The sequence below is a fragment of the Gibbsiella greigii genome, from assembly GCF_039540155.1.
Taxonomy (GTDB): Bacteria; Pseudomonadota; Gammaproteobacteria; order Enterobacterales; family Enterobacteriaceae; genus Gibbsiella; species Gibbsiella quercinecans.
This window is the reverse complement of sequence record NZ_BAABEM010000045.1, coordinates 17,192-34,116: the sequence shown is the minus strand read 5'-3', so window position 1 is coordinate 34,116 and position 16,925 is coordinate 17,192. Positions and strand designations below refer to the sequence as shown.

General features: G+C 54.4%; 17 protein-coding genes. 9 read left to right on the top strand and 8 right to left on the bottom strand.

Going from position 1 to position 16,925, the window contains the following annotated elements:
- Nucleotides 1–10: 10 nt before the first annotated feature.
- Entirely contained in the window at nt 11–1,318 is a 1,308-nt protein-coding gene (locus tag AC559G_RS19265) for an MFS transporter (protein ID WP_498913988.1), read from the top strand.
- 65 nt (nt 1,319–1,383) lie between these two features.
- The gene (locus AC559G_RS19260; protein ID WP_498913986.1) at nt 1,384–2,586 is read left to right on the top strand and encodes an MFS transporter; all 1,203 of its coding nucleotides are present in this window, start codon (nt 1,384–1,386) and stop codon (nt 2,584–2,586) included.
- Between the two features lie 95 nt (nt 2,587–2,681).
- Here the strand turns inward: AC559G_RS19260 and AC559G_RS19255 are convergent, their stop codons facing one another.
- Nucleotides 2,682–3,620, bottom strand: a complete 939-nt coding sequence (locus AC559G_RS19255) for a threonine ammonia-lyase (protein WP_498913984.1) — start codon at nt 3,618–3,620, stop codon at nt 2,682–2,684.
- A gap of 94 nt (nt 3,621–3,714) precedes the next feature.
- Between AC559G_RS19255 and AC559G_RS19250 the strand changes: the two genes are divergently transcribed.
- The gene (locus AC559G_RS19250; RefSeq protein ID WP_498913982.1) at nt 3,715–4,173 is read left to right on the top strand and encodes an NADAR family protein; all 459 of its coding nucleotides are present in this window, start codon (nt 3,715–3,717) and stop codon (nt 4,171–4,173) included.
- Between the two features lie 31 nt (nt 4,174–4,204).
- On the opposite strand, the gene AC559G_RS19245 is transcribed toward AC559G_RS19250, so the two are convergent.
- Nucleotides 4,205–5,059: an amidohydrolase family protein gene (locus AC559G_RS19245; protein WP_498913980.1), complete on the bottom strand. Its 855-nt coding sequence runs from the start codon at nt 5,057–5,059 to the stop codon at nt 4,205–4,207.
- Between the two features lies 1 nt (nt 5,060).
- Nucleotides 5,061–6,092 carry a LacI family DNA-binding transcriptional regulator gene (locus AC559G_RS19240; RefSeq protein WP_498913979.1) on the bottom strand — a complete coding sequence of 344 codons (1,032 nt, stop codon included), beginning with the start codon at nt 6,090–6,092 and terminating at the stop codon, nt 5,061–5,063.
- A 164-nt stretch (nt 6,093–6,256) separates the two neighbouring features.
- Between AC559G_RS19240 and AC559G_RS19235 the strand changes: the two genes are divergently transcribed.
- The 5 genes from AC559G_RS19235 to AC559G_RS19215 all read left to right on the top strand — a co-directional run bounded on the left by AC559G_RS19235 (nt 6,257) and on the right by AC559G_RS19215 (nt 10,560).
- Nucleotides 6,257–7,063: a sugar ABC transporter ATP-binding protein gene (locus AC559G_RS19235; RefSeq protein WP_498913978.1), complete on the top strand. Its 807-nt coding sequence runs from the start codon at nt 6,257–6,259 to the stop codon at nt 7,061–7,063.
- A gap of 2 nt (nt 7,064–7,065) precedes the next feature.
- Nucleotides 7,066–8,127 carry an ABC transporter permease gene (locus AC559G_RS19230; RefSeq protein WP_498913976.1) on the top strand — a complete coding sequence of 354 codons (1,062 nt, stop codon included), beginning with the start codon at nt 7,066–7,068 and terminating at the stop codon, nt 8,125–8,127.
- Nucleotides 8,128–8,158: 31 nt separating this feature from the next.
- Nucleotides 8,159–9,121 carry an ABC transporter substrate-binding protein gene (locus AC559G_RS19225; RefSeq protein ID WP_498913974.1) on the top strand — a complete coding sequence of 321 codons (963 nt, stop codon included), beginning with the start codon at nt 8,159–8,161 and terminating at the stop codon, nt 9,119–9,121.
- Nucleotides 9,122–9,285: 164 nt separating this feature from the next.
- A complete protein-coding gene (locus tag AC559G_RS19220) occupies nt 9,286–10,062 on the top strand; it encodes an SDR family NAD(P)-dependent oxidoreductase (RefSeq protein WP_498913973.1) in 777 nt (258 codons plus the stop codon).
- Between the two features lie 30 nt (nt 10,063–10,092).
- A complete protein-coding gene (locus tag AC559G_RS19215; RefSeq protein ID WP_498913972.1) occupies nt 10,093–10,560 on the top strand; it encodes a RidA family protein in 468 nt (155 codons plus the stop codon).
- Nucleotides 10,561–10,660: 100 nt separating this feature from the next.
- Here AC559G_RS19215 and AC559G_RS19210 read toward each other — a convergent pair whose 3' ends face one another.
- The 4 genes from AC559G_RS19210 to pxpB form a co-directional block, all read right to left on the bottom strand.
- Entirely contained in the window at nt 10,661–10,867 is a 207-nt protein-coding gene (locus AC559G_RS19210; protein ID WP_498913970.1) for a DUF1737 domain-containing protein, read from the bottom strand.
- 200 nt (nt 10,868–11,067) lie between these two features.
- A complete protein-coding gene (locus AC559G_RS19205) occupies nt 11,068–11,853 on the bottom strand; it encodes a putative hydro-lyase (RefSeq protein ID WP_498913968.1) in 786 nt (261 codons plus the stop codon).
- 228 nt (nt 11,854–12,081) lie between these two features.
- Nucleotides 12,082–13,023: a 5-oxoprolinase subunit C family protein gene (locus tag AC559G_RS19200; RefSeq protein WP_498913966.1), complete on the bottom strand. Its 942-nt coding sequence runs from the start codon at nt 13,021–13,023 to the stop codon at nt 12,082–12,084.
- Nucleotides 13,020–13,805, bottom strand: a complete 786-nt coding sequence (gene pxpB, locus AC559G_RS19195) for a 5-oxoprolinase subunit B family protein (RefSeq protein ID WP_498913964.1) — start codon at nt 13,803–13,805, stop codon at nt 13,020–13,022. Before pxpB ends, AC559G_RS19200 begins: the two co-directional genes overlap by 4 nt.
- A 266-nt stretch (nt 13,806–14,071) precedes the next feature.
- Between pxpB and AC559G_RS19190 the strand changes: the two genes are divergently transcribed.
- Nucleotides 14,072–15,004, top strand: a complete 933-nt coding sequence (locus AC559G_RS19190; protein ID WP_498913962.1) for a LysR family transcriptional regulator — start codon at nt 14,072–14,074, stop codon at nt 15,002–15,004.
- A gap of 116 nt (nt 15,005–15,120) precedes the next feature.
- Here AC559G_RS19190 and AC559G_RS19185 read toward each other — a convergent pair whose 3' ends face one another.
- A complete protein-coding gene (locus tag AC559G_RS19185) occupies nt 15,121–16,452 on the bottom strand; it encodes an MFS transporter (RefSeq protein WP_498913960.1) in 1,332 nt (443 codons plus the stop codon).
- Nucleotides 16,453–16,925: the final 473 nt, after the last annotated feature.

Sequence of the window (16,925 nt, the reverse complement as noted above, 5' to 3'; positions counted from 1 at the left end):
AGTAATCAGTATGAGTGTTCACCACGCATCACAACAATCTCCTTATCCATCAATACGCTGGGCGATTCTCGCCGGATGCTGCCTGGCCGGCGTATCTTTCCAGCTTGCCGCTATGTCTTACGCGCCGTTATTCGGCGTTATCGCCAAGGATCTGGGGATCGCATTTCCCGAAGCGGTTCAGTTGATGACCTATTTTATGCTGTTTTCTAACCTCTCGTTCTTTATCAGCGGCCCCTTTATTGACCGATTCACCCCAGCGATATCGATTATCGTCAGTATCGTATTATCGTTTGTGCCAACGTTGGCGACGCTATGGGTCGGCAATTCCTACGCCAGCGTGGCCATTATTCGTATTCTGCAAGGATGTGCCGTCGGTTTTTGTATGGCGGCGATGGTGCCGCTGATAATGCAATGGTTCCCGGGAAAACAGAGAGCGTTTGCATTAGGCATCACCGGTGCATTTATTCCTCTCGGCGCCATGTTGAGCGTTGTGATTGCGCCAGTGATCTACACCTTGTTGGGTAATTGGAAATTATCCATGGCGGCCATCTCACTTTTTGCGCTGATTTCGCTGATTTATTGCCTGATTATTTTTAGCATCGCCAGAAATAAGGCACCATTATTAACGGATGAGGCACCCGGCCCCGACGAAATCGCCGACAATGCCCCGGGTGAAGGGTTATTCAAAGCGGCGTTGCTTTCCCGATATACCTGGATCGGCATTGCGGCCACCTTCGCCGCCAACTGGATCCTACAGTCCGTCTTTAGCCTGACGCCTTCCTATTTTTCGGAAGCCGAACCCATTGGTTTAGGGCTGGGGCCCATCGCGGGCGGCAGCCTGACGGCCGTTTTACAGGTGGCCTCGGTCATTGCTCCGGTGATCGGGGGATATATCGCCGGCAAATACTTCAATGGCCGGCCCGGAGGCATCATCACGGTCGCCATGGTGCTGACCACCGTATACGGCGCGATTCAATTCCAGCAAGTTTATCGCCAGGAAGCGGTTTTGATGCTGTGCCTGATCCTGCCGGGCTTCGGTATCGGTATGCTGATGCCAATGCTACAAGCTAAAATAGCGGAATCTTACGATCATCGCATCGTTGGGCGCATGAATGGGCTGTGGCTGGGCATCGGTTCATTCGGGGGTACCGTCGGCTTGTTCGTCTCGGCAAAGGCGCTGGCCGCCACGGGCAATTATATTAGCATTATCAATATTATTGCGTTGGTCGCACTAGTCGGATTAATCCTTTCTCTCTTCCTGAATCGCCGCAAAGAGCAAAAAGATAGCCACCCGACGCTGGAAGCAAACAAAAATTGAAACCAGATGAAATCTCCCTGCGGGGGCGGAATACTGCCGGTGTGACTAAAGGCCAGAGAAAACATATGTATCATTCACTGCTGTTGTTTGCCTTTATCACATTGGCGATGAATCTGCGGGCGCCGCTGACATCATTGCCATCAGTGATTGAGTTCATTAAGGCCGATCTGCATATTAATTCAGGCCTGGCGGGATTACTGACGACGATTCCGGTATTGTGCTTCGGCGCACTGGCGCCCGTCGCCTCTGCGGTCATTGCGCGCGTAGGTATCGAGAAGGCCATTTATTTCACTCTGTTCGGCGTAACACTGGGAGCCTTGCTGCGTTCGGCTGATGGATTAAGCCTGGTTTTGGCGGGCACATTGCTTCTCGGCGCGGCCTTGACGCTTGGCAACATCGCCAGCCTGATGGTAATCGCCCGGGACTTCCAACACCGCTCGAGCCTGATTACCGGATTGTATGTCATGTCGATGAGTATCGGCGCCATGCTGACCGCCGCGTTAACGGCGCCGTTAGCCGCGGTGATCGGCTGGCGCGCCGCGCTGGCCGTTTGGAGCGGGCTGGCCGTACTGGCCGTCATGCTATGGTTGGCGGTCAATCATGCTAAGCGTTCTTCACCGGCGGCCATTCATCCGCCTTGCCCCTCTTCCCAGCGGGAAACCGCTGAGCCAACGCCTTCCCAGCGGGCAAACGCAGCGCAAGTATGGCGCCGCCCGGTGGTCTGGTTACTGGCCATCGCATTTTCAGCACACACCTTCCTGTTTTATGCCATGACCGCCTGGCTGCCGGACTATTTGAAACACGCCGCAAATATGAATACCAGCGCCGCCGGTATGGCGGCCTCGCTGTTTCAGATCCTGGGTATCCTCGGCTGCTTCGGTATCCCCTGGCTGGGTTCGGCCGCGCATTTTTCCAAGGCCACACGCTTTCTTATCGTGGGCCTGGCGTGGTTTTGTATGCCGGCCGGGTTGTTGGCCTATCCCGGCCTGTGGCCGATATGGATAATTTGCGGCGGGATCGGCGCCGGCGGCGGCTTTCTGGTGGTCTTCACATTAGTCATCGACATCGCCGACAATTTGGATGAAAACCGCCGAATTTCCTCTTTTGTGCAAGGCATTGGCTATATCGTTGCCTCCACCGGGCCGATTGTGGTCGGGGTGATTCATCAATTGAGCGGCGGTTGGCACAGCGGATTCATTCTACTGGCCTCGATTGCCTTATTGATGTGCTTTAGCGGAACAAGTGCAGCGAAATCTCAACGCAGGTAAATTAGCCGGCGCCGGGCCGATGAACGGTATGACCCGGGTTGCAGGTAACGCCTTTATTCGTGAGTTGCAGGGTAAGTTTTTCTAAGGGCGCACCATCAGCCGATGCCTTCTTGGCCAGCGCCACACACCAGGGCGCAGACGTTAACATCCTTGGCAAAGGTCAACTGCCCGGAGCGCAGCGCAGCAATAGCGGCACTGCCACTGAGATCGGCCGCCAGGCCAAGCTCAAACCACAGCCACTGGGCCGCAGAAAGCAACGCCTCATCGGATACCAAAACAACGTGGTCAACGGATTGGCGAACGATATCGAACACCAATTGTTCGGTTTTACCGCATGCCATGGTCGCGACACGCGTTGTCACCTGCGGCAGTCGCATCACTTGCCCCGCCTGCAACGACGCATGCAGGGTCGGTGAACCTTCCGGCTCGATGCCGATGATTTTCACGCTGGGCTTTAGCACCTTAAGCACACTCGCAATGCCGCTGATCAGGCCGCCACCGCCAATGGATACCAGGATCACATCCAATTCCGGCAGCGCCTGCAGGATCTCCAGGCCCAGCGTACCCTGGCCGGCGATCACAGCCGGATCGGCAAACGGATGGAAGTAAGCCGCTCCGGTCGCATCGGCCAGCGCCAGGGCCTGTTCGTTACATTCGTCCCAAACATTGCCGAAGATCTCCACGTTGGCCCCCCAGGCTGCCAGCTTGACCAACTTGGCCGGAGTGATATTTTTAGGCACAAAAATAGTCGCAGGCACCCCAGCCAAATTTGCCGCTCGCGCAGTCGCCAGGCCATGATTGCCCCCGGATGCGGTAACGATACCGTTACCGAGTTTTTCAACCGGTGTCGTCAACCAGCGGTTGGTTGCACCTCGGACCTTGAAAGACCCCGTAGGTTGTAAGCATTCCAGCTTGAGCCACAGATTAGCCTCGGTGATCGGCACACGTAACGCCGTCACCTGCAACAACGGGGTTTGGCGAATATGTGGTGCAATGCGCCGTTCGGCGTTTTTTATTTCATCAAGGTTAATCATGGTGTTTAACTTTTTAGTTAATCGATTGCGTTAAATTTTATATCAACATAAGCTCCATTGGCTGACAAGCTTTTTTATCATGGAGATTCCGCCGATGAATGAGATCCATTTTTTCGATCCGCGCCAGAGCCGCTATTGTGCATTCAGCAACCTCCATCCACGCCCTTTGTGGCTGCATGGCGAGATATTTGCCAGCGCTGAGCATGCCTACCTGAGCGCTAAAGCGCGCCGCCCGGAAGTCCGCCGCTGGCTGATCGCCGCGCCAACGCCGGAACTGGCGGCGATAGCCGGCCATGGCCTGCCACCGGAAGAAACCGCCGAGGGTTGGCCTGCCTGGCACGTAGACTTTATGCGCACAGTGCTGCAAACGAAGTTCGACCAGGCGCCGGATCTGCGTATCTTGCTCACCTCGACCGGCGATGCCCGGCTCGTTGAATGGTCACCTGAAGACAACCCACTGGCACGCTTCTGGGGCGAGTATCAAGGCGAAGGCGCAAACACGCTGGGGAATTTATTGATGGCGCTACGTGCCCAATTTCAGCAAAAGCCTTAATGCCCGCCAGCGAACGCCCTAATCGCGCCAATCAGAACCGATAGGTATGCAACGCGTTATCACGATAAAAACGGCGCAGATCGTCCTCCGCTACACCCTGCAACACATCGTCCAGAAGATGTACCCATTGGCTATAGCTGCTGCTCATGTTCATTACCGGCCAGTCGCTGGCAAATAACATGCGGGAGAAACCGAAGCAATCGAAAGCGTGCTCGATATAGGGTCGGATATCGTCAAGCGTCCAGTGTTGCCGATCGGCCTCGGTGGTCACTCCGGTCATCTTGCAAACCACATTGGGCAACGCAGCAATAGCCCGCATCTCTTTCATCCAGGGCTCGCGCAAACCAGCGGCAATCCCGGGTTTTGCAATGTGATCCAGCACAAAATTAACGTCCGGGCAACGCCGTACCAGTTCTATGGCGCTGGCAAGTTGCTGATGACGAATGCAAATATCAAAACTAAAGCCGTATTTTGCCAGCAGACGTACACCCGCAACAAAATCGGGATTCAGGCAGTAGTCCGATGCCGAATGATACTGGATCAAGCGGCGAACCCCCGTTACCCGGCCGATATTCGCCAACGCATCCAGCGCCGGCTCAACGTGTGCGCCCAGTTCAATCGGCGCCGATACGACAATCGCACCAATCCGCGGTTCCTCTTTCTGCGCCAGCCCATCAATAAACCGGGCTTCGTCCAATTCCTGCCCTGAAGCAACATCGACCTCAACGAAAACCATCCGTTCGACATCAACCCCCTCGCTGGCGGCTTGAAAATCCTGCGGCAAATAAGTGCCATTGATGAGGGGCACGCTTGCCAGCCAGGGATACGACAACCGTTCTGGCGCGTAGAAATGAACGTGAGCGTCTATCAGGGCAAAATTTGGCATATTACGCCTCCAGGAGCGGTGTGGTACTGCGGCGAATGATCAGTTCTGTCTCTAGCACCACGCGTGCATTGTTCTTCGGCGTACGGCCACTAGACATCACATATAACAGATGCTCGGCGGCCACCTGTCCAAGCTGATAAGCCGGCTGAGAAACCGCGGTTATTGCTGGCTGGAACATCGGATACCATTCCATATCATCAAAACCAACGATCGACAGATCATCAGGGATACGCAAACCCGCTTCCAGTACGGCGGCAATAGCGCCCATCGTCATCAGGTTATTTGTGGCAAAGATGGCGGTCACAGATTGCTTCCCGGCCAGTAACTCACGGACGATGGCTTGACCGCCCTCGTAGGTGGAAGCACCATTCAGCACCAGAGCGGGATCGACCATGAGGCCGCGTTGCGCAAACGCATCGTGATACCCCGCCAGGCGTTCGCGGTCAAACGAGGCTTGCAGTTGCCCGTTGATAACGGCAATACGCCGGTGCCCCAACATCAGCAAATGCTCAACCGCCTCTTCAGCCGCCCGCCGGTTATCGATAACGATAGTCTCGGCATTCACTCCGCTGAACTCGGTATCCACCAAGACAATGCGCATCCCATGCGCGATAGCCTCTTCAATGTGGCGCCCATCGGCAGCAGAACTGGCCATGATGACGGCATCAACCTGTTTTTCCGTCATCAGCCGCAGTAAACGCTTTTCTTCTTTGACGCTGTTGCCGGAGTTAGCCAGCAGCACGGCGAAGTTTTGTCGGCTGAGAATGTTTTCCACCCCGCTGGCGAGCCGGCCAAAGAAGGGGTTAGCAATATCGGCGATGATCAAACCAACCGTCGAGGTTCTTTCGCGGCGCAGGCTGGCCGCAACCGAGTTAACCACATAGCCCAACCGGGTAGCGACATCACGCACACGTTTGGCCGTCGTATCAGACGTCGCCCCTTTGAAATCCGCCAGCACGCGCGAAACAGTGGCCGTGGACACACCGGCCTCTCTGGCAACATCCTGCATGGTAATTTTATTGCTGGTTTTCAATGAGATTCCCTTTATTAAGATAAGGAGGAAACTGCCCCGCGATTTGCGTGGCGCAAAAAAGCAAGCCCCCCTTAATAAAACTTCTTGACGATGTAATGTTGATTATATTATTAAGTAATCGATTACGTAAATCCATTACGTGATTTTTTCAGCGAGGGCAACGCATGTATCAGCATTTTCCGACTTCTGCGAATGACACAGCCACCAGCATTCCCCCGCGCCGCAAACCGGCCCTGGAAGCACTGGGCATTGTTAAAAACTTCGGTTCACTCCATGTTTTACGTGGCGTATCAATGTCGTTGTATCGCGGAGAAATCACCGCCGTCGTTGGCGATAATGGCGCCGGCAAATCTACCTTTATGAAAGTCTTGAGTGGAGAACATGTTCCTGATGACGGCCAACTTTGCGTGGACGATAAGGAAGTTGTTTTACGCTCAACGCAGGATGCCCAGCATTACGGTATCGAAACCGTCTATCAGGATCTTGCGCTAGCGCCGGATTTGTCCGTTGCGGAAAATGTCTACCTGGGGCGTGAACTGAAAGCACCAGGCTGGCGTGGCCGAATCGGCATGCTCAATCACGCCGAAATGCTCGCAGAAACCGCGCATACGCTGACCGAATTGGGCGTCAAGCTCAAAACCTACCGGGCCGCCACACAAAGCCTTTCCGGCGGCCAGCGCCAGGGGGTCGCCATTGCACGTGCGATCAAATGGGCGCGCCATGCCATTTTGATGGATGAACCCACCGCTGCGTTAGGTGCCCGGCAGAGAGATATGGTCTATCAGGCTATTCGCGCCGCCGCCAGCAGAAACCTGGCGGTACTGCTAATTTCGCACGATCTTCCTCAGGTTCTTGAGTTAGCTGACCGCATCATAGTCATGCGCCAGGGAACCGCTATCGCCACGCTCAACCCGGCCGACGTTAGTGTCCGCGACATTGTCGACGTCATGCTCGGCGCCAAAGAGGTCTGACCATGAATGAGCCACATGATTTGCAGAATGTCGACACGCCCCCGTTAACCGATGATGGTTCGACCTGGTTTTCTCGCCTTCGCGAAACCACCGTATTTTGGATGGCGCTCATCCTGTTCGGCCTGATCGTGCTGTTTTCAATGATTTCACCCAATCACGCTTTCCTTAGCGTAAATAATTTCTTCAATATCGCGCTCAATGCTTCGCAACTGGTGTTAATGGCAGTGGGTATGACCTTCCTGCTTGGCGCAAGGGAGTTTGATCTGTCGATCGGCGCTAACCTGGTACTGTCTTCAATACTGGCCGCAAAAACCATCACGTCTCTCGCCGGTACGCCTGACGAGGTGGCGATGGGAGAATACCCACATCTGCCGCTGGCACTTACTGCCGGCATTCTGGTGGCGCTCATTACCGGCACACTGTTTGGCATCATCAACGGCCTGTTGGTGACCAAACTCAAACTCAGTTCGTTTCTGGTCACGCTCGCCACCACCGCCATCGGGCTGGGCACCGCGCTGGTGATCACTCACGGCGCCAACGTGCCGAACATCCCACGCGTGTTGCAAACCTCTTTTGCGACCTATCGCCTGTTTGACGTTGTTCCACTGCCGGTAATCCTCTCACTCGCCATTGTGCTATTGCTCTGGTTCGTGATGGCGCAGACCCGTTTCGGCATACACACACTGGCGTTGGGATCTTCGCCCGACGCTTCACGCCGCGCCGGCATCAACAATGGCCGCCACTTGATTAGCCTGTTCGCCATGATGGGATTTATTTGCGGGATTGCCGCCATGCTCGATATTTCCCGTTTTGCCACCACCAATATCGGTGGCCACCAAACCGACAATTTACAGGCCGTGGCCGCCGCTGTGATTGGCGGCACGAGCCTGTTCGGCGGCATGGCGTCAATTCCCGGTACGCTAATCGGCACCATGATCCCAGTGGTGCTGGGCACCGGGTTGGTCATTATGGGGCTGGATTCCTTCTACCAGCTCATCGTGGTCGGCCTGATTGTCATTGCTGCCGTATATATCGACCAACATAACCGTCAGCGCAATCATTGATGTTGTCAAACACCAACCCAGAGGTAGCAAGATGAAGATGAAATATGCCGTTTCACTATCCATGCTGTTCAGTACCCTGGTTTCCCATGCACAAGCCGCCGATACTGTCAGCGTGGCGTTCCTTCCCGGCCAGGTGGGCATCCCCTTTTATTCCTCTATGCAGTGCGGTGCACAAGCGGCGGCGAAAGAATTTAACGTTAAGCTAAGCTGGGCTGGGCCACCGGAATGGGACGTTTCGTTGCAACAACCCTTTATTGATGCGGCGCTGCAGGCGAAGCCGAACGCGGTAGTGCTCGCGCCGACAGACGGCAATGCGCTGATTAGCCAGGTAAAATCATTGGAAGAGAGCGGCGTACCGGTGATTACCGTTGATGCGCCGCTGAATGAACCGGTGGAAACCCAGAACATCCAGTCCAACCACTATCTCGGCGGTGCCGCGGCGGCGAAAACAATGTCCGATGTTGCTGGCAGCGACGGCACATTCCTGGTGGTCGGTATGCGGCCGGGTTTGCCGGACATTGATGCCCGGGTCCAGGGGTTCATTGATACGATGAAAAAGGATTACCCCAACGCCAGGTTGTTGCCGGTTGTCTATCCAGAGACCAGCTCCACCCGAGCAGCCCAGCAAGTCGCCGCAGCGCTGCAGGCCACGCCAAACCTGAAAGGGGTATACGTTACCCATTCAGCAGCGGCAACAGGCGCTTCCGCCGCCATCATGGAAGCGGGCCTGCGCGGCAAAGTGAAACTGATTTCATTCGATGCAGACCCGCAACAGGTTCGGGATCTGAAAGATGGGATCTATGACGCGCTGATTATCCAGCAACCATACCAAATGGGCTATCAGTCCGTGAAGCTTGCTGAGCAACTGGTGCGCAAGCAGGTACAAAAAAGCACTGTGCCGCACGACAATTTATTGCCGTTTGTGATCGCCACCCGCAAGAACATGCAAAATGCGGATATCCGTGCCTACTTTTACCAAACCAGCTGTAAATAAGCCATTGCGACCCGGTAGAAACGCAAGCGGCCTGGTAGCCAGTAAAACCAGGCCGCAACGGCACCATAGTGGTTTACGGGCCACCACGCGACAAGCGATGGCACCCCGGGGAAGTTATCTAAAACAAACGGGCGGCGACACGCCTTCCGCAAATGGAGTGATGTATGAGTAGGCGTTTAAACGGCCAGATCGCCATTGTCACCGGTTCTGCCAAAGGCATTGGAGCAGCGATTGTTCGCCGCTTCATCGCCGCAGGAGCCAGCGTAGTTTTTGGCGATATCGACGAAGAAGCCGGTCAACGATTGGCCGCCGAGTTGGGCAGTAACGCCGTGTTTGAACCGGCGGACATCACCAATGAAGAGGCCATGCATCGGCTGGCAGATACCGCACTTTCACGTTTCGCCCGCCTGGATATATTGGTGCAGAATGCAGGTATCTATCCCTCAACCCTGCTCAAAGATCTGCCGCTAAGCCAATGGCAACAGGTGATGACGGTCAACCTAACAGGGACGTTTCTCGCCATGCGGGCTTGTTTGCCTGCCATGCAGGCCAGCGGGAGAGGACGAATGATTTTTACTTCATCCATCACCGGGCCACGCGTCGCTAACTTTGGCGTTGGCGCCTATGCCGCGACCAAGGCCGGTATCAACGGTTTAATCCGTTCCGCCGCGCTGGAGTTCGCCGCCAGCGGCATCACGGTGAACGGCGTCGAACCCGGTAATATCATCACTGAAGGCCTGATGGCTGGGCGTACCCCCGAATTTATTGAAAAAATGAAAAAATCCATTCCCCTCGGCCGGCTTGGCACCCCAGAGGACGTAGCAAACGCGGTATTGTTCCTCGCTTCTGATGAGGCTGCTTATATCACTGGCACAACGATCATTGTCGACGGTGGCCAAATACTGCCGGAGGGCGGCAGTTTCGCCGACGCCTGGCAATAATTCACTGAACTCTCTAGGAAAAAGGAACCCATGATGCCCGTGTTACAACGCCTGCAACAGCTTGGTTTAGCACTTCCCTCCGTCGCCGCGCCGGTCGCTAATTACCTGCCGGTCAAACGCGATGGCGATCACCTTTACATCTCTGGACAAGGCCCACGCAACCCCGACGGCAGTTACCATACGGGTAAAGTTGGGGACAATGTGAGTACCGAGGAAGCCTATCAGCACGCGCAATTGGCTGGCCTGTATCTCCTCGCGGCGGCCCAGTCAGCGGTAGGCGACCTGGAGCAAGTGGAAGTGGTTAAGCTGTTTGGTATGGTCAATGCCATAGCCGAATTTACAGACCATCCACAGGTCATTAATGGCTGCTCCGATCTGTTGGTTAACGTGCTGGGCGAACGCGGGCGCCACGCCCGCTCCGCAATCGGCATGGGCTCGCTTCCCAACGGGATGACCGTGGAAATTGAGGCGGTATTTAAGATCCTTGCCAGTGCGTGAGGCTCTGGGAGGGGCCGTATAGGCCCCCCAGCGCTTACGGCCTATATCCGCGCCTATTATCATCTTCATATAGACCGGGGCTTCCCAAGAGTGCGTTATATCAAATCGCGTTCAGATCGACGTCATCCGTATATTCCAGGCTGGAAATCTCCTTGGTTATTGGCTGGCCGCAGATAACGCGCTTGCGTTCAGTGTCGAATGTCAACGTGGCAGGGCCGGCGATCTCCCACCCATTATTCAGCAGCCTGGTGACCCGTTGGCAAAACTCAGCATCATCTGGCCCGGTGATATATCGGTAAGCTTTCATTCTGTGACCTCCATTTTTCGTCGGTGCCGTTGTTAAGGCCGGCCCAACCTGAATAAAAAACGAACAAGGTTCAGAATAAGCATCCTGTTGTTGCCGTCAACATCTGCTTCATTGCCGGCAGCGGCAAAGTGCATATTGACGGGCAACGGCTGATTTATTTTACTTACGGGCGCCCGCCCATCCGTTAGTTGGCGGCTGCGTTAAAATGCCGCCAAATGGCTATTGCGAATATCCGTCACCACCATATGGCCCGGGGCGTGGGTAATCGCAAACGGCAGGCCCGCGGAACGAATGGCTTCCTGCGGCGTAACGCCGCATGCCCAAAATACCGGGATTTCGCCCGCGTTAATCAGCGAACGGCCACCGAAATCAGGCGCGTCGATATCGCTAATGCCGATCAGGGCAGGATCCCCCAGATGCACCGGCGCACCGTGCACATCAGGAAAACGCGAGGTAACCTGCACCGCACGAATGGCCTGCGCTGGCGTCATTGGGCGCATGCTCACCACCATGTTGCCGGCAAAATCGCCAGCCCGGCCATTGGCAATATTGGTGATATACATCGGCACATTGGTGCCCTGTTCGATATGGCGGATCGGGATCCCGGCGTCCAGTAATGCATCTTCAAATGAATAGGAACAACCAATAACAAAACCGACTAAATCGTCACGCCAGACATCGTGCAGATTTTCCACCTCGGCGACGCGCTTGCCATCATGGAACACATAATAGGAAGGGAAATCGGTTTTGATATCTATATCCCCAAGCTCCGGCACCTTGCCGCTACCCGGTTCCGTCATGCCGATCACCGGGCAGGATTTAGGGTTCAACCGGGCAAAGCGTAAAAACGCATCGGCATATTTGTGCGGCAAAACCGCCAGATTACCCTGGGTATATCCGGGGCATTGCCCGGCCGTCGGGACAGTAAAACGCCGTTGCCGAACGGCCTGACGAAACTCCGCCGGATTATGCCAAATCGTGGCCATTATCATCACCTGATAATCAATTATGGGAAGCCTTATTCTTTTGCAGTAACGACATAATGTCTAACCAGAAATAATCACGATGGCTGTTTAATATTTATAGACAATACTTGCACCAATATTGTGCCATTGTGCAACTGCAGCCTTATTTATTTCATTATTTGTGCCAAGATGCAGCCAATAATAAAGATATTGCGTTGCAACGCCTGGGGGGAGTAGATAAAACCCCGCTTAGCCATAATATTCCGCCAATGAATCAAGCAGGCGGGCGCGTTCAGTCCGCAACGCCTGCGCGTGATGAAGATCGCACCAGGTAAAATGGATCGTCTCCCCGGGCAGACGCTGGGCCAACAGGGGCAAATCGACGCTGATAACATGCGCGATTTTAGGGTATCCGCCGGTGGTCTGACGATCGGCCATCAACAGAATCGGCTGGCCGCTGGGGGGCACCTGGAGAGTGCCGAAGGCAACGGCTTCTGAAAGTAGCTCCAGCGGCTCGCGCAGCGGCAACGTGGCGCCGCTCAACCGATAACCCATGCGCTCCGACGCGCTGGAGATCTGGTAATCCTTTTCCGTCAGTGCCTGCTGAGCTTGTTCGGTAAAATAGCGCCATTCCCGCCCGGGGATCACCCGGATCGGCGCGGCCGCCAACAGATCGACCCGCAGGCTGCACGGCAACGGTAAGCGCGGCAATGCATTTTTGAATGAAGACGGAATCGCAATACGATCCCCGGCCTGTAACGGGCGGCCAGCCATGCCGCCAAAACCGCCGTGGCGATAGGTACTGCAACTGCCCAATACCGGCGGGATCAGGTAGCCGCCATGCACCGCAATATAGGCGCGAGCGCCGGATATTCGCTGGCCAAAGCGCAATATGCTGCCGGCTTCCACCCGCACCGCGACGCCGGGTTGTATCGCCCGCCCATCCAGCGTGGCGGAAAGATCGGCCCCGGCGATCGCCATCAGGCAACGCGACTGGAACAACAGCTCCGGCCCTACCAAGGTGACTTCCAGCGTGCTGCAACTGCCGGGGTTCCCCACCAGCAGATTGGCCACGGTGTGACTCACCTCATCCATCGGCCCACTGACTGGAATGCCTAAATGCTGATGCCCATAGCGCCCTGAATCGTGAAGGGTGGTGCATAAACCCGGTTTAATAACCTGAATACTCATCGCTGCGCTTCCTGTGCCATGGCATAAAACGCCGGTTCATCAATCGCCACAAACCGCACGCGATCGGCATTACGGAATAAACATGGTTCTTCCCTGTCAGTCGCAAACACTGTTAACGGCGTCCGGCCAATAATGTTCCAGCCGCCAGGCAAATCCATCGGATAAATAACCGATTGCCGATTCGCGATGCCAATGCTGCCTTGCCGCACCTGCGTCCGTGGCGTCGCGCGTCGCGGGGGGTTCAGCGTGCTATCCAACATGCCGATATAAGCATGCCCCGGGGCAAACCCCAGCATCAACACATCCAGCCAGTGTGCGGTATGTTTTTCAATTAAGGCCGCCGGCGATAAGCCGCAAAGTGCCGCCGTTTGAGCAAGATCAGGTCCGAACGCACCACCGTAACAGACCGGAATGTCGATTTGCCGCGGCGGCTGAAGCGTAGCCGAGAAAGGCGCCTGCAAAACCGCAATAATCTGCCGGCAGAGCGCCTTATAGGGCGAGCTTTCGCCCTCGCCACAGCGGATCCGTTCAGGCAGGTAGTGAACCCCAACCGTCACCATAGCCGGGACGATATCCAGAACGCCGATTAGCTTGCCGGCCTGTTTCGCCGCGGTTAGCATGGCCGCGGCGTTGGCGGCCTGATGATTAGCCTCGGGGCAAAATGTTGAAGAAAATTCGAGAATGACGCAGCTGTCGCCGGAAGCAACAATGCCGCCGCCAGCCCAAGAGAACTCCGCCGAAACATCGGGCATAAAAGAAAAATCGTTATCATGTTTAAACATAATCAAAACCTGATGACAAAATAAAAAAGATCCCCTTCCCCTGGCATTCACCGTAGCCGCGAAAACATCAGTAAAAAAGCAGGAAAAATGGGTTTCATTCTTTTACTCCAGGAACCATAAAACGCTTTGTTATTATTTGAATAGACTGGTTATGATGTCTATCGAAGAATAATCTGAGTATCTGTTCAGCTAAATTTAACCGTTATGGCACTCATCATGGGAAAATTTACCGGCCATAGCATTCATTGCACCAACCAGAGGCATGAATGAACACGCGATTTGTTGAAACTTTTGTACTGTTAGCCCATATCGGCAGTGTCCGTCAGGTTGCCAAACGCTTATATTCCACGCCAGGGGCAATCTCTATGCGTGTAAAAAAGCTGGAAGCGGAACTGAATGTCGTGCTGTTTAACTGGGATCATAAAACCCTGCAATTATCCCCCGATGGTTTACGGCTATTGCCCTATGCCGAACGTTTGCTGGAATCGACGCAGCAACTGGAGCGCATGGCTAAATCCCCCAGCAGAGAAAAAAGCAAAATACGTATCGGTATTATTGAAACCGTCGTACATACGTTCCTGCCAGAATTTATGAAAGAGATGAACCGCATGATGGCGGACGTTACTCTCGATCTGTCGGTCGAACTCACCACTAACCTGAAAGAACAATTAATGCGACGCGATATTGATTTATTGATTCGGGTTAAAGACGATGAAAGTAATAATCCGTTTGCCATCACCCGGCCGATCGCCGAATTGCCCATACATTGGATCGCTCATCCCCGGCTTATCCCCACGCATGATCTTGTCCGCAACATTTTAAGTCAACAGCTGCTGACCCAAATGCGCGGTTCAGTGCCTTATGAATCCGCGGTCGCCGTCGCCCAACAATTGGCATCGGCATACGGCCTGCTCCCCAGCGAATTACGCATTTCCGGCACACCTTCGCTGGCCACGCTGGTGGCGCTGGTGCGCGAAGGCGTCGGGGTGGCGATCATGCCCGGGATCCTGGTTAAAGAGCCGCTGGAACATCACGCATTACAGGAGCTGGCGTTACCGGGTTCCCCGCCGTTCCAACTGGCGATTTCCTACATGAAAAACGCCTCCCCGCTGATCGCCGATGTGGCAAACATCGCGCATAACGTTTGCCGAAATTACTGCCAGCGGCAGGGGGAGCACTGGATAAAATTTATCGAGTAACCCGCATCAACGGCGCCGCTGGCCCGGTGTTGTCTTGTGCCCGAATTCGGGGCGCCATGTTATATCCAACGCTGGCCGTCAGTAACACGGCATGCCCACATGCCGCGACGCACCGATTATTTCAACACATCATTGTGCGTGTCACGCATACGCAGCAGGGTGAACAGGCTACAAAATGCAGCGAACGCCATAAAGAAGCCCGGCATCAACAAAATACCGGTTTTATTGATCAACGCAGTGACCAGATACGGAGTGATACCGCCACCGAGGATCGCCCCGATATTAATACTGATCGCCATCGCGGTATAACGTACCGACGTCGGGAATTGCTCGGCATACGTTGGGTAGCCCACAGACTGAATAATCGGCATCGGCAGAGTTGCAATCAACATCGCTAGCGCAGCAATCCAAATATTGTGGCTGTCCATTAACAACATCATCGGAATAACAATCACCACATAACCAATAAAACCGGTTAATAATAATTTACGCCGCCCTAGCCGATCGGATAGCCCGCCCCAAAACGGCATCATCGCCGCCACGCATAATCCCAGCGCCGCCATCAACCAAAACACATGGCTCTTTTCATATCCCAGATAGGTGGTGAGATAAATATTCATAAATATCACCCCAATCCAGTAGCCGGCATTTTGCCCAAAGGTCAGCATAATCACCCGAAACAACGCCGAAGAGTGCTCGCGCAATACCGACATAAAGGGCGTATGCACCACTTTTTTATTGCCGGAGATAAACCTTTTGAATGCCGGCGTTTCCTCCACCTGATGACGAACATGGACAGAAAACAGCACCAGCGGCAACGTCAATAGAAATGGAATACGCCAACCCCAGGCCTGCAATTGCTGCGAATCAAGAATCGTGGTGACCAGGCCACAAATAATCGCCGCCAACGCGCCGCCCAATGCCACGCCAACCGGGGTAAATGAGCCATAAAACCCCCGCCGCCCGGTGGGCGATGATTCAGCAACAAACGCCGCCGCGCCAATAATCTCCCCGCCGGCAAAAAAACCCTGTATCAGGCGTAAACAAACCAGAAGTATCGGCGCCGCAATGCCGATGGAGGCGGTCACCGGCAACATGCCGATCGCCGCCGTCGCCCCGCCCATACCAATCACGGTTAACAACAGCACCTTCCGCCGCCCCACGCGATCGCCAATACGCCCCAGCAAAACACCGCCCAACGGCCGGATAAAGAAAGCGCTGCCGAACACCGCCAGAATAGACAACAATGCCGCCGCAGGATTATCTCCGGGGAAAAACAGCGGCCCGATAATCACCGCCATAAACCCATAAATACCAAACTCATAATATTCAATCGCGGTACCGGTCATGGAAGCTATCGCCGCACGTTTTGCGATCCGTATTGAGGCCGGATCAGGCACTGCGGCCTGGCGTATATCAGTAAAATCAGACTCTAGTTCATATGACATATATCACCCGTCTGGTTGTCTGCTAAGGATGAACAGCGCTGACATCATGCTCGCTGCCCGCAAAGCTAGTTCTCAATTAGCTACCCTAAATAAATGCAAGTGCGGGACCAGACTGACCAATCAGGAAAATGTTTTGTATATCAAATGACTGATAAACAAACGCGATGAGTCAACCACCAATAAGGCGATAAAAAGGCGGGACTGACGGAAAAAATCGCATCAGGCGGTAGAAAATGCATATTTCCACCCGCAGTGATAAAGAAATAAAGTAATAATCAATACCGGTAATCCCCAGCCAGGTGCAAATCACCGATTATTTTCACCGTACTGGTGCAGCAATATTTTTGACAAGTTAGGGAATAAAGTCAGCCAACTCAATATCGCCAAAGCAGAGAAAAACAGAGGGTGTGGCGGGGGAGTAAAAAACACAACGGATTACGGGGAAATTAAAAGACGCCATTAAAACACGGCGG